Source organism: Streptomyces sp. NBC_01474, from assembly GCF_035918215.1.
GTDB classification, from domain to species: domain Bacteria; phylum Actinomycetota; class Actinomycetes; order Streptomycetales; family Streptomycetaceae; genus Streptomyces; species Streptomyces aureus.
Genome location: NZ_CP109449.1, coordinates 2,619,898 through 2,635,035 on the forward strand (window position 1 = coordinate 2,619,898; position 15,138 = coordinate 2,635,035).

Here is a 15,138-nt window from a genome sequence, read left to right on the forward strand (position 1 = left end):
CGCCGGTCACCGCTCTACGCGCGCCATTCGCCGCCCGCAAGCGCCACTGCCGGACGTTCGCCGGTAGTTTCGTGCCCCGCACATGTTCGAGGAGGCCCGCCAAGTCACCATTCCGCTGCAGGTCCTGCTGCAGTGGGATGACAAAGGGAACGACCGGCAGGCGGCCCTGGACCTGTTCGACGCCTTCAGCACCAAGGAGAAGACGCTGCACGCCAACATGGGCGGGCACACCGGCGTCCCCCAGTTCGAACTCGACGCCGGGGCACGGTTCTTCACCTGGCACAATGAAGTGACGCTGGCCGTCAGGCCACCAGCAGACGGTGAGCCGTGCCGGCCGGATGCCTCTCATCGAGGACAGGCCCTGGCCCTCCTCGATGGCGGTGACCGGCAGATGCACAACCGCCCCGACCGGCCGGTACCAGCCGGTCGGGGCGGCACGGAGAACAGGCCGCGACCCTGACTGTGCATCGAGCGCCAGGCGATGGTCTGCTGCAGAGTGATCTCGACTGCGTTCTCCGTGTAGCCCAGCTTGAGGAGCGGGTCCTTCTGATTCCTTGTCGGCCGCTGCACCGCGTCCAAGCGGCTCTCCACCCCGAGCGTGAACACCCGGAGTGCCGACGCCCAGTTGCCCTCTTACTGCCGCATCGAGAGGAAGGGGCCCTTCGGCACGCGAGGGGACCACCTACTGCGGTTGTCTGGTTGAATGCAGAGGGTCGCACGACTGGGTGCACACCAGCGGCTCGCAGGGGCACGAGATATCGGGCTGGCAGGACTGCGGACACCGTTCCTCGGAGGCCTTCGGCCACAGCGTGTCGTGGATCTCGCGGCGGATCTGCGCGAGCTCGCCACCGTGCAGGATTTCGTCCAGCGTCTGGTCCAGGACGTCACCGACAGCCCAGTCCCGGGACATGACGCACGGGAAGACCTTGCCGTCCGGCGCGACGGCGAGGTTGCCGTTCCAGCAATGCCCGCACAGGCCCGAGAGGCTCGCAGGCTGTCCGAGAAGGTCCTGTCCCCGGCCGAACTCCCGCACCTCGGACGTCCGCACCGAGCCATCGACCCCGAGGTCTAGCAAGAATTGCCGGGTACGTTCAGCGGCGTCGGCGTCGCCCTTCACCGCGATGACCCCTACCCGCGTCCGCACTCCCCTCTCGACGAGTCGGCGCAGGTTGGCAACGGTGCGCCTGTGGCTGCCGCGCACGGTGGTGACGGCATCGTGCACATCGGGGTCGTCGGAGTAGACCGAGGTCGCGAAGTGCACTCCGTTCTCGGCTGAGAGTGCGAGTGTCTCGTCGTCCATCCGGGTGAGATTGGTGAACACCTCGACGAACTCGAAGCCGGTGTCCACGCTGCGGCGCAGGAGCTGTTTGAACGCCGGGTGGAGCTGGGGCTCGCCCCCGATCAGCTGGATCCGGCGACAGCCCAGGTCTTATGCCTGGCCCATGACGGATCCGTAGTCCTCGGTGGTCAGCACGTCCCGGTCTCCGCTGAGCGGATGCGACTCCGTGTAGCAGTGGACGCACTGCAGATTGCAGCGGTTCGTCAGCTCGAGCCAGAGAAAGTTCAGGACTCCATCGACGTCCTCGGGCGTCGTGCGGGTCTTCGACTGTGTTGCTTCCGAAGCGCTCACCGGTTTCCTTCCGACGCGGCCGAGGCCTGTCCGGATGCAGGGCCCTTCTCCTGACCGGGAAATGGCTTTCATCGCAGTTCAGAGGCTAGATCGCACCACAGCGGACGACTGCGGACAGCCTGGGACTGAGGCGCTGATGAGACCGCAATTGAGACCGTCATCGCTGGCACCCGCAGGCCCTGTCGCGCCTGAAACGAGCAGAGCCGGTTCGCCCGGCCGTGGCTCGGTAGCCACCGTTTACGCCAGCAGAGACGTACTCAGCTAGCGCCGTCATCGCGGGTCGGTTCAGCAAGTTTCAACAACTTCGGCAAAGTGCGCTCTTCATCCTGTTCGCGGAGCGCTGCCAAGTGCTCGAAGTCCACCCCGAGTTCCTTGGGCTTACCCCAAGCCTCCGGGTGCAGATACCTTCCACGTTCATGTTCAGGCTTTTCCACTTCCGGCGAAAAGGAATTCGCCTGCGCGTAACGATCTCGGCGAGTTCCGCTCACTTGCCACGAGACCTTCACCTTTGGCTGGTCGGTCTTGATAGAGAATTTCGCTTCCTGTACTTCCTGACTTACGATCGCTTGCGCAAATTCAGCACCCACCACAGTTAGCTGGTACCGAAATCTCTCATTCAACTCTTCGCAATATTCAGGTAGATCGACTACGGCCCTGCCATCATCGCCAGTCACGATCATGTCTGAGTAGATATTCCGACGTTCATCTGACTCAACGAATGAATGCCGGAGCGTTTGATTCTCCGGGTCCAATGGATGGTCAATTTCGAAGCCGCCTGCGGATTTCAATAGGTCTCCGCTAACCCGAACCTTTCCATTGAAGTATCCGGCGTAACCCTCAGTTGACGCACCCAGCACCGCCATCGCGGAGAATCCTTCTTCGACAATTCCCGCGACTCCAATATTATTCCTCCCCAGCCCGTCGCCCTTGACCGCGCAGGAGCGTCCATTTTTTGCCGTAATTCCGTGCACGCCGACGCCTGTTTCGGAGAGGCAGATCCCCTCAACACCGATCCCCTCTCCGACGAGCCCACGGCCAGCGACTCCTGTCACGCCGTAACCCATGCCGTCTTCTACGGCATGCCCGGCGACCCCGCTTCCCTTGAGGCTATTTGAGCGACCCTCTACGCCGGCCTGGGCGCCCAAGGCGCTTACGCCCACCCCGTTGAAGTCGTAGATGGACAGGGCCGCCTCGGCGGAGTCTGATCGCAGAGTCGTGCTATCCCCAAGCGCATCGTTTTCGGTGCCATACTTCATCGGTCCTGTGGCCATTTCAGCTCCCTTACGCTTACGATCTTCGCCGTTCGACGCAAGTTTGGCCCAGTCGGGACCGCAACGATGAAATCGACACGAACACGCCCCAGCCACGTACCCTTTCGTGGCATCAGTCGACTGATTGCGCACAGAGAGCAGAGCGAGCCACGTTGATGGCAGAGAGCGCACATATGCCGCAGCGGGCCCTAGAGCGGCGCGCGGCTGAGTTCCTCGGTCGGGTGCCCGTGACACGCACCTGACCCAAGAAGCCGTACGCGAGCGCCGTTCTGCGGCCCCAAAGGCGGCCCCGGTCGCTCCCTGGACAGATCTGAAACCATTCACTGGCCTTCAACGCACGGGTTTGTTGGAGACGCAGGAGGTGGCGGATTGGTGGTCACGGCCTAGGCCTAGCTCAGGCCAGCAGCAGATTTACAGTGAGCCATCTCTCCCCTTGTTTACCAGGCGTTCCTCATGCAACTGCATTGCTTGGGGGACACCTGGGGAATCCAGCCTCCCGTCGAGCTGGTCACAAGTTCGGGCCGGACCGCCCGCGAACGAATCCTCGGCCCCGAGCACCCCGACACCCTCACCAGCCGCCACAACCTCGCCAACGCTCCAGCCGCCAGGACCGAGTGGGGGCAACGCTGGCAGCTCTGGCGATGGGGACGGCGGTGACATCCTCGCGGAGCCACCAGCGCCAGGCCAGATCGTTTACTTCTGGCCGGAGAAGACGAACGCCTACCTGGCCTCCGTCTCCGGGGCCTGATAGCTCCCCGATCAGTAACGATGTCATCGCCTGGGCCAACCCGATCGAGGCACCCTTCGGGCCGCTGCGGCAGTTCACCCTCGCCAACTCCCGCCACCCCAACCACACCGTCCAGACCTGCCAGTTGCACCGCTATCTGCGCTGGCGCAACCAGAATCCCCACCACCCCGACGTCCTGGCCGCACAGCGCCGCGAACGCGCCCGCATTCGCAGCGAGAAGGGCATTCGCTGGGCGGACGCCCCCTCGCCGCCGCAGCCTGACCAAGTGAGGGATCCCGCCGTGCCCGGATGTGGAGATCAGACAGCGGCCAGGCTCTTCGCCATGACCCGCTCCCTGCCAACGCCATCGGGCAGAAGATCGCCGGGCTCACCCGTGTCCGTGAAACCGGCCCGCTCATAGAGCGCGGTCGCCTTGCGGTTGTCCGGCATGACGGACAACCGCAGCGTCGCGGCACCGCGCTCCGCCGCCCACCGCTCGACCGCCTGGATCAGGTAGTCACCCACACCCTTGCCCCGAGCCGTGGGGTTGACCCACATCGAGATCAGCTCCACGTTCTCTGCTCCCTCGCCCGGCACTCCGCTGGCCATGCCCACCGGAAGACCGTCGAGGAGCGCGACGAGATCGTGCGCGCCAGGAATCGACAGACGGGCACGCCAGCGTTCCTCTCGGTCGCCGGAGCCCTGCCACTGGGCCAGCGTCGATCCGAACGCGTAGGGCGCCTCAGCAAGCGCGACCAGTCGCAACTCCCGCCAAAGGGGCCAGTCGTCTGATTCCAAAGTGCGTAGTTCAAGCATGATCCAGACCCTGCCCGCCCGCCGGGGTCGGCAGCAAGTTGATTACCACCATGCAAACGAGGTCGTTCAGCCCTGCGACCAGCCGAAACCGGGGAGCAGCGGTGACTCACGCACCCGCAGACCACGAGACCTCGGTGAACCTATCCGGTCACGGCACTAGCCCCAGACCAAGGTGCGGTCCAGGAGTTCGCACCGGCCGGTCTGTACCCACCTCTCCATGATGGAGTTCTCGCGGCATCCGGACGCCGCTGAGCACGACCTCGATGCCCGCGTCCTTCAGGACGGCGTCGAACAGGTAGGGGAACTTTCCGTCCCAACCTCTGATCAGGAATCGGGCCCGGCAGTCGGCGTCCTCGAGGTCCATGACGAGGGCACGGTCATGACGACCAGGGAGCGGGGTCCCCACGCGCCGTCGAGGCCGCCTTCGCAGGAGTGCGTCGTCTACAGCCGGGGGGTGCCTCTATGTCTTTCGTCAAGGCACTCCTGTCGGGTTTGGGGTGGTTCGGGGTTGCTGAGGTTATGCGGCGAGCTCGACGTCCTTCGGTGTCCGGGATTCGTAGAAGGTGCCGTCGCGGAGCATGGCGAACAGGACGCTGATGCGTTGGCGGGCGAGGCGGAGGAGGGCCTGGGTGTGGGTCTTGCCGCGGGCCCGTTGCTTGTCGTAGTAGGCGCGGGAAGCCGGATCGGCGTTCATGCAGGCGAAGGCGGACAGGAACATCGCCCGTTTGAGTTGCCGGTTGCCTCCTCGGGGTGCGTGTTCGCCGTGGATCGAGGTGCCGGACTGCTTCGTGGTGGGGGCGAGTCCGGCGTAGGAGGCGAGGTGGGCGGCGGTGGGGAAGTTGGTGCCGTCGCCGACGGTGATCAGCAGGACTGCGGCGGTCCTGACGCCGACGCCGGGCATCGACGTCAGGACCGGGGAAAGAGGGTGAGCCTCCAGCAGGGTGTTGATCTGGGCTTCCATCGCCCGGCGCTGGGTGTGGACGGCGGCCAGGGAGGCGGCCAGAGAAGGGATGACGATGTCGAGGGTGCCGGTGCCCGGGACCACGACGGTCTGTTCGTCGAGGGCGTCGAAGACGTCGTCGATCAGCCGCTGGGCCATGCGCGGGGCTCTCGGGCGGATCAGCTCCACGAGTCTGCGGCGGCCGGCCTTGCGCAGGGCGGATGGGGAGCCGTAGCGCTCCAGCAGCCAGGTGACGGCCTGGTGGTCGAGGCGGGGACCCAGAACGCGCTCCAGGCTGGGGTGGAACTGGGTGAGCAGGCCGCGTATCCGGTTGGACGTGCGGGTGGCCTCGGCCGCGAGGTCCTGGTCGAAGCCGACAAGGACCGTGAGTTCGGCGGTGATCTCGTCGGTCAGCTCCAGCGAGCGCAGGGTGTGCGGCATGGTGCGGGCCGCGTCCGCGATCACGGCGGCGTCCTTCGCGTCGGTCTTCGCCTCGCCCGGGTAGAGGTCGGCGATCCGCCGCATGGCCAGGCCGGGCAGGTAGGCGACGCGGCAGCCCACGTCCCTCGCGACTGTCAGCGGCAGGGCGCCGATGGAAGCGGGCTGGTCGACAACGACGAGGACGGTGCCGAACTTCGCAGCCAGCTTGTCGAACACGGCCCGCAGCCCGGGTTCACTGTTGGGCAGGGGCTTGTCGAAGACCTTCTTCCCGGCCGGGGTGCGCCCGTGGCCGTGATGGGCACTCTTGCCGACGTCCAGGCCCAGGAACACGCCGACATCTTCGATCTCGAACATCGCGCCCTTTCACGGGTGTTGACGGTGCCGGCCTCGGCTTGGGTGTCGTGCTCGCGCATCCACGTTATGCAGACCTGCCGCCCGCGAACTGCCCGGCATTGCGCCGGACCGGACGGTGGCCGGACCTCTGATCAGCGTCTCCGACGGACACCTCCCGGGCCCGGTGAACACCACCCCCCAGGTCATGCCTTCGACAGGGGGCAACAGTCATGCCGGGCCCGGAGGCCAGCGGCCCCGTTGCGGAGCCGCGGAAAACATAACGGGGGGAGCAGTGCCGCGCCGGGCCTCACTGCTCGGTGGCTCTCGACCGGAAGGAGCGTCCGGGGGTGGGGTGTCAGGTTCGGCCATGGTGGGTCGCCTGCCTGCGCGGGGCCGCCGACACCTCGTGGCCGACGAGGCACCGCCGTGGTCTCGCGGTACTTCGCGTGCCTGTGGTCTTGCCCGCGAGCATCGGCCGGGCGGTGTCCCCGGTGGAAAATCGCCTGGTCAGAACAACTCGTCCGACTGCGGCTCGGAGTAGTCTGAAGGTACCGGGAGTAACCCGAACACCCGCTCCCACGCGGACGTCGTTTCCGGCGATCATGACACTGGGCCGCCCTGCAGGGCGGCCCGGAGACGGGTCCGCATCATGACCACGAACGTCGAGCGCGGCGTGGCACGGGGGCTTGATTCCGCGCTCCCGACGCGCTTTTCCCTGACGCCGAAGACCACCCTCCCCGGCCAGTTGGACGGTGCTTGGTGGCCGTACTCGCGCGACCTGCCCACGGAACTTCCGTCCCTGGTGGAAGCGCTGGAAGGGCGTTTGGGTCGTATTACGCGCGCCATGGTGAACCCCACCCGCTGGCCCGTCGTCCCACACAAGGTTTCCTTCACCGGGCACACGGTGCACGTGGGCTGGTTCACCGAACTGGATCCCGACAAGATGATCCTTCTCTCCTACACGGTCGGCCGCTTCGACCTGCTGGTGATTCCGCCCGGGACCGAACCCGACGCAGCCGTCCGGCTTCTGACTGCCGCCGCAATCCCCGGCAGTGTCCTCACTGCCGGGGTGCTGATGTCCGACGAAGCCGCGACCGGCCGCCGTATTCGGGACACCCGAAGCAGCGAGGAGACCTGGGAGAACGACGGCGGGTCCGCCCTGCCGCCGTCCCTCCGGCGCCCGGTCGTGGGCGCGCGGATGATCCTCCTGCCGTGGAACACGCGGAGATGACGACATGGAGGCCCTGATCACGTTCGCGGCAAGCGCCCTCATGATTGTGCTTGGCCTGAGCCTGCTCCACCGACTCAACGCCCAGCACGACGCACGAACCGCGGCCTACCACTTCAGCGACCCCTTCCCGGCCATCACAGCCGGCTACCCGGCCGTAGCGACCACAGGTCGACGGGGGCAAGCCACTAGCCGCGGGCTCACGGGCACCTGGCCCTGACCTCAGACCACTCCTCCGACCGAAGGCGCCGTGGGTGGGGCAACAGACACCTGGGCCGCCCCACCCGCCGGCCCCGCGCTCGCTCTTGAAGGGAGCACGTACCTTGCATCCCACCGACACCGCGACCCTGCCCTCGGCCGGACTCGCCGAGATCCGCATCGTTGCCGCCACCCCCGAAGCCGCCCGTACGGTCGCCGAATTGCTCCGCCATGCCTTCGCCGGTACGGAACAGCGCAGCTACCCCGTTCCCGAGGGCGGTACCCGGCTCCACCTCACCGTCGACACCGAAGCCGCCGCAGCACCGGCCCTCGCCTGGCTCACCACCAGCAGACCGTCCACGCACACCGGCGCCTACGGCGACGAAGTCTGAGAAGCATCGGACCTTCACATGAACGAAAGGACTCGGTCATGGCGACCCTCCGCGAGCGGCAGGTCTACCGCGATCAGGTCCTGACCGCCCTCTACGAAGCCACCGAAGGCAACCGTCTCCTCGGAGTCCCGGGGCGGACGCTGCGGAACGACCTGCGCATCCCGGAGGCAGACCTGGCGGCCGCCTGCACCTACCTGGCCGGCGAGGGCCTAATCACAGTCGACTGGGAACCGGGCAACACACCCGCAATGGTCTCCCTCACCCACCAGGGAATCCGCCGCATGGAGGCCGAAGAAGAACAACGCGGCTGAGCCGGCCTGTCCGAGGGCCGCCCGCCCGCCGCTCAGTCCGGCATTTACGGCCTGCACGGCCCCACTTGCACACAAGAACGAGCGGGACGGGGCCTGCCCGATGGTGCGCTCATCCTCCCGGCCTGTCTGGCCCGCAGTCGTACAATTGAAACTGGATCGAGCACTCTCACGTGTGACGATCCGGAAGGGCGGCCCTGGCGGAGTGAATGCGCTGGGGCCGTTGACCGTTGCAACGACCCCCATCGTCTGGCCCACGCGCCCGACGCCACGTCGCGGCCCGGTGCTGGTGACCCACTTCGCGCGCGAGGTTCATTCTGAGGACGCGGTCGAAAAGGGCGAACGTCTCAAACTTGACACACGTCGGTACATCGGCGCGCGGCGCCACGGTGACCAGCTTGTCAAGGACAGCGGGGATGCCGAGATCATCAGCCAGCACGGCATGGGCGTGTCTCAGCACATCGGCAGGGATCGGCCTGGACGGCTCCTGTGCCCAGTCGGCCACCAGCTGCCGCCAGTGCCCCAGCGTCCGCATGGTGTCCTCGAGTGGAGTACTGATGAAGTGACCGGCGTGGGGTAACAGCCTGGGGAGCGAATACCAGTGACGGCTGGTCGGTCAGGGCCACGAGACGTTGAGGGCGGGAAACTCATGCTGTCCAGTGACAGCGAGCCTTGAGCGCCTGCCATCACATTGCGAGTGGCCAGCATTGCTGGTCCTTCTGAGTCGCATGCCTATATTGCAGGAGCGTGAGTCGCTTCTGTGACGGCTGCGGCACCAAGGGGAAGGAGTGAGGGAGATCAGGGAGGCTGATGTGGTGGTTGATCGGATCGGGCTGGCTGAGGTGCTGGCGGCGGCGGAGGGTGCCTCGCCGGTAGCTTCTCTCGATGTTGTGGCGCGGAATCTGCGGGACCGATTCGGTGCGCGGCACGTGTCGTTTCTGTTCGTGGATGTGATCGGCCGGAAGGTGGTGCGAGTCAGTCAGGAGACGGCCTCCCAGCAAGGCCGCCAGGCCGATCAGATGCCCCTGACGGGCAGCGCCTACGACGAAGTTCTGCGCCGACAACAGCTGGTGCAAACCCAAGACGGCGGGCAAGGCCGGCGGGTGCTTGCCCCGGTCACCAATCGCGGGGACACCATCGGCGTCCTGGAGCTGTTCCTGCCCGAGGTCAGCAAGGACGTACTGGAGCAGGTGGAGGAGGCCGCGCACGCGCTCGCCTACATCATCGTCGCCGACCGACGCTTTACCGACCTCTACCACTGGGGTGAGCGCACCACACCGATGAGCCTGGCCGCGGAGATCCAGCGTCAGCTCCTGCCCTCTGCTCCCTCGTGCGAGGGAGCAGAGTTCGCACTCGCGGGCGCCCTGGCGTCCGCAGACAGCATCGCCGGCGACACCTACGACTACACCCTCGACTACAACACCCTGCACCTGTCGATCACAGACGCCATGGGCCACGACGTCGACGCCGCCCTCATGGCCACCCTCCTCGTCAACGCCTCCCGCAGAGCCCGCCGCGCCGGCACCGACCTGGCCGAACAGGCCACCCAAATCGATCAGGCCCTCCTCGACCACGGCCGCCGCGCCTTCGCCACCGGCCAGCTGCTGCGCATCGCCCTCGACAACAGCCGCGCCCAGCTCGTCAACGCCGGCCACCCGTGGCCACTGCGCCTGCGCGACGGCACGGTCGACGAGATCACCCTCGCCGTCGACCTGCCCTTCGGCATGGCCGCGCAGATCCCTTACCGGGTGCAGAACCTCGACCTGCGCCCCGGCGACCGCCTCATCCTCCACACCGACGGCATGCAAGACCGCCAAGCGCAAGCCGTCGACCTGCCCGGCCTGATCCGCGACACCGCCGGCGAACACCCGCGCGAGGTCGTGCGCGTCCTGACCGCCGCGGTCACCGACTCCTGCGACGGCCATCTCGGGGACGACGCCACGGTGCTATGCCTGGACTGGCACGGCGCCCACGCCGGAGGGCACCACGCCAATGCCTACGCCGGCGCCTGAACCCAGCCCGCAGACGTAGAGATCCGCACTGCTGCGACTAGCTCTCACCGCAGCGCTGGACCATCCTGGCCTGACGGCCGGCCCTGGCGTACCAGGGCCGGCGCCGGGCCGGCGCGCACAGCAAAACCCGCAAAACCGCCCGGCCCGAAGCGTCAGACGACCCCTGCGGCTGCTCAACACACTGCGGGACGGCGGCCTGGTAGGAGAGCCCGACTAGACATCAGCTCCGCATACACCTGCTCCGCGAACAGCCAGCCCGCCGGCGTATGCCCGAACCGCGAAGCCGACCGAGGTGCCGCCAACAACTCCAGCGTCTCGCCCACCCACCCCCGGACAACCCCCAGGCCATACACGGCAGCCTCCATCACCAACAGCTCCGGACCGCGCACAGGACCATTCAGCCACACCGTCGACCGCGCGTAGGCGCCGAACCGGCCCGCCCGCACCAACGCCCCCCGCACCGGCCTCGGGGACCGCACCACGGCCAGGTCCACCTCCAGTGGTCTCACCAGACGGCGCACCAACTGACCGTCACTGCACTCCATGGCATCCGCAGGGCAATGCCGCAGCAGCAGTCGCTCACGCGGCGACAACGACGAGGCAGACACGGGCACGCCCGCCGGCAACTGCATCAGCCCGTCCAGAACGGCCCCGTCCAACAATGGCGCTACACCGTCGCGTTCACGACGTGCGATCTCTGCCATGTTCAACCGGGCCGCCAGCACCGCACGCACACCTCGCGCCCGGACCTCCACCACCGACGAACCCGCCAGCAGGGAGCCACCGGTCGCCACCTCGCACACCCGATGAGCCACATCAAGATCCAACTTCGACGACATCACATACGTCCCTCACCAACGACAGCCACACGCACGCAACCACACAGGCGCCTGCGAGCAAGGCAGAACCGGAGAACACCACACTCGGATAGCAAAAATGGGACAGGTCCCGAAGACCCCATCCCGCTGGAGATCACAGGCAGCTACCTGACCCAACACACGCGGGGTAGGCGACATGCCGCGCCACATGAACTGGCAGCCGAAGGAGGACCGTGAATCCTGTTGTCGCCCGGGTGCCCTACAGCGACGAAGTGACGCGGTGGTCGTTCACGGGTACCGCCATCGCCGTCCTAGGCATCTGGATCTACTACCGCACGCGAGGGAAGTAGCTACCGCCACGCGCGGCGCATCTGCTCGAACCGGCGCGGCAACGGGAACCCCTCGTCCCCGACATGCCGGGCATTCAACCGGCCGACCAGCCGGTCCCACGACTGCTGCATGCCGCGCGGGTGAATCGGCATCCCGACGTGATACAGGGTGCCGTCCGGCTTGTGCGCGGCCCGCACCGTCACGAACAACGCCCGCACCCGGTCCCCCTCGATCGGCCCATGCATCACCCGCTTCCGGACCTCCAGCCACCAGCCGAGCACCGTCAACGAAGCGTCATCGAGCGGGTACATGCGCAGGTAGCGGGAGCCGGCCGCCGGACCCGGCCGCGCGTGCCAAACCCCGACCGCGCCCGCCCCCAGGTCGACGTCGTCGACGGCGACCTGCTGCAACTCCCCCACCCTCGCCCGACCGCCGGTCGCCCGGGCCAGCGTGAGAACACACGCCAGCCGCACCTGCTCCGGCCTGGCGCGCCCGCGGTCGGCCTCGTCGACGACGAGACGCCAGACACGCTCGGCCGTCTCGAACCGGACCGGAGGGTGCGTCGGGTTCGGGGTCGATGCCATGGCTAGAAGCCTAAGCCCGCCGACCGGCAGACGGGTTCCCGGTCTGCGCCCCCCCGTTTACGGTTCGACATCGAACCGTCTCGTGCCTGTTTTACGTGTCTGGATAGGCACGGAGAGTTGGACCGCGGCGGCTACGCGGGCGGATCGAGCAGCGCATCCGGCGGCCGGCCCGGGCGTCAGATGCGAGCGGGTTCCAACCGGCAAGGGGGACAGCGAAGACGGAATAGCGTGGGGGAGTTTCTGACCGCAGGTCTCTACGTGCACTACATCCTGATGGGCGCGGTCCCCGAACCGATCACCGATCCCGGACGAATAGCATGGACCTCGTCGTAGATCAGGATCCGGTCGAGGAGCTCGCGGCGGAGGGTGCCCACGGCCCTTTCACAGATCGCGTTCGCCTTGGGCGCCCGAGGTGGGCTGAGCAGGATCTCCATGTGGTCGGCCTCGAAAACGGCGTCAAAGGCGTCGGTGTACTTGCTGTCCCGGTCCCGTAGGAGGAAGCGCAAGGACTCCATGCGGTGGTCCAGTGCTCTGGCGAGGTTCCTCGCCTGTTGGACGGTCCACCCGGCGGTGGGGTGAGCTGTGATGCCAGCGAGGTGGACGCGGCGGGTGCCGTGTTCGAGGAGGATCAGGGCGTACAGGCGCTTGAGCGAGATGGTGTCCAGGTGCAGGAAGTCGGCGGCGAGGATGCCCGTGGGCCTGGGCGGTGAGGAACTGACGCCAGGTCGGGCCGGAGGGTTGCGGGGCGAGGTCGATGCCGGCGGCGTGCAGAATCTCCCAGACCGTGGATGGCGCGATCGGGTAGCCGAGGCGGGCGAGTTCGCCCTGGATCCGGCGGTGGCCCCAGGTGCTGTTGTCCCGGGCCAGGCGCAGGATGAGCTGCTTGACGATGGGTGCGGTGGTAGGTCTGCCTGGACGGCACGTCCGTCCGAACGTCCATTTTTGGACAATGAGTTGACGGTGCCAGCGCAGCAGTGTGGTGGGAGTGACCGCGAAGACTTGGCGCCAACGGCCACGAGGGATCAACCGAGAAAGTGCGGCGAGCCAGACCCGGTCGGCCGGCTGGTAGCGGGCCCGGGCGATCTGACGGCGCAACACCGCGTTCTCATGTTGTAGCGCCAACACTTCCGCATCTTGGCCACGCGGCTGCGCAGCACGGCACGGGCACCGCGATCAGATTCCGGACCAGCGCGGCGACGACCGACAGCGACATCTGCAGATCGTCGCAGGGCAGTCGACGCCGCGTCGCCAGGATCAACAAACGTCCAGGCCACAGCCGAGAATCGTATTTTCGAGCGGGACAGGTGGAAGAACTGGCCCATCGGCTCATCGGGTTCGAGAAACAAATGGCGGCCTACCTGTGGCGCAGATGCGGATCGCGCAAACGCTGCGTGCCCATGACGCCGATATCGGGCTGCGGGCACGCACAATGTTCGCAGCCCACCTCGATTGCGCGGCATTGCCCGCCTGCACAACCTCAACCTCGCGTGACAGGCGAGCGGTCACCACCGCCACCGACCACGCCCCGACCGCACCGGAGATCATTTGCGAGACAGCCCTTGGCCCTCACACTCCACTCGCCCTCCCGGTCGCGAGGTGACTAGGTGACTAGGTGACGAGCGAAGGCCAGGGATCGGTTGAAAATTTCCTCGACTTGGGCATCAGGCAGCTGGCACCAGCCGTGGTCGGCGCCCGTGACTTTCCATAGCCAGGTCGGCACCTGAGCCTGCTCCAATGCCGCGCCGAGAGATTCGCTGTGGGAGCAGGCCACCAAGGTGTCCTCGTCGCCGTGGACGAGAAGGAACGGTGGCGCACCGGGGCGGACCTGGGCGAGAGGGCTGGCCGCGCGGGCGCGCTGCGGGACCGTGGCCGGGGCCGCGCCGAGCATCAGGGCCTCGGGCGTGGCGGGGTCTTCGGGAGCGAAGCAGCCCCGTGCAGTGGTCAGGTCGCTCGGGGCGTACCAGATCACCGCACCGGCCGGTGACGGGGCGGTGTGTGTCAGGGCGAGGAGTGAGGCGAGGTGTCCGCCGGCGGACTCCCCCCACACCACCGTCCGCTCGGTGTCGATGTCCAGTTCCGCGGAGCGCAGGGTGAGCCAGCGCAGCGCGGCGCGCAGATCGTCGAGCGCGCCGGGGAACGTGGCCTCGCCGCTGAGCCGGTAGTCGGCACAGGCCACAGCGAAGCCCGCAGACGCGATGCGCGCGAAAGGCCCCGGAACCCAGGAACGCATGCACGGACCCATGTCATCGCGTCGCCCCCGACGCCAGGCGCCGCCGTGCACGAACAGCACCAGCGGAACAGGCCCCGCCTGGTCGGCCTTCGGCAACCACAGGTCCAACTCCAACGGACGGCCGCCCTCGACGACGCCGTAGGGCACGCCGCGCAGCTCGCGCACGCCGGGCTCCCTCTCATCGGCGGGCGGCAAGGGGGCCCGGTCCGGGTGGGGCGCGACGATCCGTTCCCGCACCGAGGGTTCGGCTGCCGTCATCGGATCCGCCACTGGTGGTCCGGCAGGAAACGCACGTCGTACTGCTCGGGGATGCTCACGAACTTGCCGGGTTCCGGGATGACCGGCTCAGTGGGCAGGCCGAGTTGCTCGGCCGGCGCTCCGAGGTTTTCGAAGAACCGCTCGAAAGTGCCCCCGGGGCCGGCGGCGACGCCGACGACCTGGCTGTGGTGGCGCTCCATACGGTAGGCGTGCGGGCAGTTCTTGGGCACGAAGCCGAAGTCGCCGGGGGTGAGCAGCTTCTCCTGCTGGTTGCCCTCCGTGTCCTCGACGAACAGCCGGACCGCGCCAGCGGCGATGTAGAAGACCTCATGGGTGTCCGAGTGCAGGTGGGCCGGGATGAGGTCGCCCTTGGGGCCTTCGACGGTGAAGAAATTGAAGGTGTTCTCGGTCTGCTCACCGCCCGCGTAGATGGTGACCAGGTCACCGAACAGGTGGGCGCGGTCGCCCTCGCCCTTCTCGATGAAGTAGGGCTTGCCCACCTCGGCGGGTATGCGCGAGGCCCGCCGGTATCGGGTGGCGTACTCGATGGTCATGAGTCTCCTCGGATCGGCTACCGCCAGGAATGTCAGGTAGCCTGACATGGAAAATGTCGGTGGGCAAC

General features: G+C 67.2%; 15 protein-coding genes and 3 pseudogenes. 6 read left to right on the forward strand and 12 right to left on the reverse strand.

The annotated features are described in order from the left end of the window. Nucleotides 1-56: 56 nt before the first annotated feature. Nucleotides 57-283, forward strand: a pseudogene (locus OG758_RS12390) (alpha/beta hydrolase); the annotation flags it as partial. Nucleotides 284-345: 62 nt separating this feature from the next. Here the strand turns inward: OG758_RS12390 and OG758_RS12395 are convergent. The 4 genes from OG758_RS12395 to OG758_RS12410 all read right to left on the reverse strand — a co-directional run bounded on the left by OG758_RS12395 (nt 346) and on the right by OG758_RS12410 (nt 2,901). Continuing rightward, entirely contained in the window at nt 346-606 is a 261-nt protein-coding gene (locus OG758_RS12395) for a DUF3556 domain-containing protein (protein ID WP_326710041.1), read from the reverse strand. Nucleotides 607-682: 76 nt separating this feature from the next. Then, nucleotides 683-1,426: a radical SAM protein gene (locus OG758_RS12400; RefSeq protein ID WP_326715879.1), complete on the reverse strand. Its 744-nt coding sequence runs from the start codon at nt 1,424-1,426 to the stop codon at nt 683-685. A gap of 3 nt (nt 1,427-1,429) precedes the next feature. Then, entirely contained in the window at nt 1,430-1,630 is a 201-nt protein-coding gene (locus OG758_RS12405) for a hypothetical protein (protein WP_326710042.1), read from the reverse strand. Between the two features lie 257 nt (nt 1,631-1,887). Beyond that, entirely contained in the window at nt 1,888-2,901 is a 1,014-nt protein-coding gene (locus OG758_RS12410; RefSeq protein WP_326710043.1) for a hypothetical protein, read from the reverse strand. 776 nt (nt 2,902-3,677) lie between these two features. Here OG758_RS12410 and OG758_RS12415 point away from each other — a divergent pair. Continuing rightward, nucleotides 3,678-3,910, forward strand: a pseudogene (locus tag OG758_RS12415) (IS630 family transposase); the annotation flags it as partial. Between the two features lie 36 nt (nt 3,911-3,946). On the opposite strand, the gene OG758_RS12420 reads toward OG758_RS12415, so the two are convergent. From OG758_RS12420 to OG758_RS12430, 3 genes and pseudogenes are all read right to left on the reverse strand, one after another. Beyond that, complete coding sequence (locus tag OG758_RS12420) at nt 3,947-4,444, reverse strand: GNAT family N-acetyltransferase (protein ID WP_326710044.1); 498 nt, start codon at nt 4,442-4,444, stop codon at nt 3,947-3,949. Between the two features lie 162 nt (nt 4,445-4,606). Further along, a pseudogene (locus OG758_RS12425) lies at nt 4,607-4,814 on the reverse strand (hypothetical protein); the annotation flags it as partial. A gap of 147 nt (nt 4,815-4,961) precedes the next feature. After that, nucleotides 4,962-6,179 (reverse strand): IS110 family transposase, encoded by a 1,218-nt coding sequence (locus tag OG758_RS12430; protein ID WP_326710045.1) that lies wholly within the window; start codon nt 6,177-6,179, stop codon nt 4,962-4,964. Between the two features lie 628 nt (nt 6,180-6,807). Here OG758_RS12430 and OG758_RS12435 point away from each other — a divergent pair. The 4 genes from OG758_RS12435 (at nt 6,808) to OG758_RS12450 (ending at nt 10,296) form a co-directional block, all read left to right on the forward strand. Beyond that, entirely contained in the window at nt 6,808-7,389 is a 582-nt protein-coding gene (locus tag OG758_RS12435) for a DUF5994 family protein (protein ID WP_326710046.1), read from the forward strand. A gap of 320 nt (nt 7,390-7,709) precedes the next feature. Beyond that, nucleotides 7,710-7,976, forward strand: a complete 267-nt coding sequence (locus tag OG758_RS12440) for a hypothetical protein (protein ID WP_326710047.1) — start codon at nt 7,710-7,712, stop codon at nt 7,974-7,976. Nucleotides 7,977-8,014: 38 nt separating this feature from the next. Further along, nucleotides 8,015-8,287, forward strand: coding sequence for a hypothetical protein (locus tag OG758_RS12445; RefSeq protein ID WP_326710048.1), 273 nt, complete (start codon nt 8,015-8,017; stop codon nt 8,285-8,287). Between the two features lie 809 nt (nt 8,288-9,096). After that, nucleotides 9,097-10,296: a PP2C family protein-serine/threonine phosphatase gene (locus OG758_RS12450; protein WP_326710049.1), complete on the forward strand. Its 1,200-nt coding sequence runs from the start codon at nt 9,097-9,099 to the stop codon at nt 10,294-10,296. 173 nt (nt 10,297-10,469) lie between these two features. Here the strand turns inward: OG758_RS12450 and OG758_RS12455 are convergent, their stop codons facing one another. The 5 genes from OG758_RS12455 to OG758_RS12475 all read right to left on the reverse strand — a co-directional run bounded on the left by OG758_RS12455 (nt 10,470) and on the right by OG758_RS12475 (nt 15,070). Beyond that, a complete protein-coding gene (locus OG758_RS12455) occupies nt 10,470-11,135 on the reverse strand; it encodes a hypothetical protein (protein WP_326710050.1) in 666 nt (221 codons plus the stop codon). A 329-nt stretch (nt 11,136-11,464) separates the two neighbouring features. Beyond that, entirely contained in the window at nt 11,465-12,028 is a 564-nt protein-coding gene (locus OG758_RS12460) for a hypothetical protein (protein ID WP_326710051.1), read from the reverse strand. Nucleotides 12,029-12,291: 263 nt separating this feature from the next. Continuing rightward, the gene (locus OG758_RS12465) at nt 12,292-12,543 is read right to left on the reverse strand and encodes a hypothetical protein (protein WP_326710052.1); all 252 of its coding nucleotides are present in this window, start codon (nt 12,541-12,543) and stop codon (nt 12,292-12,294) included. Nucleotides 12,544-13,628: 1,085 nt separating this feature from the next. After that, nucleotides 13,629-14,516: an alpha/beta hydrolase gene (locus OG758_RS12470; protein WP_326710053.1), complete on the reverse strand. Its 888-nt coding sequence runs from the start codon at nt 14,514-14,516 to the stop codon at nt 13,629-13,631. After that, the gene (locus tag OG758_RS12475) at nt 14,513-15,070 is read right to left on the reverse strand and encodes a quercetin 2,3-dioxygenase (protein WP_326710054.1); all 558 of its coding nucleotides are present in this window, start codon (nt 15,068-15,070) and stop codon (nt 14,513-14,515) included. The genes OG758_RS12470 and OG758_RS12475 overlap by 4 nt, the downstream gene beginning before the upstream one ends. Nucleotides 15,071-15,138 lie beyond the last annotated feature (68 nt).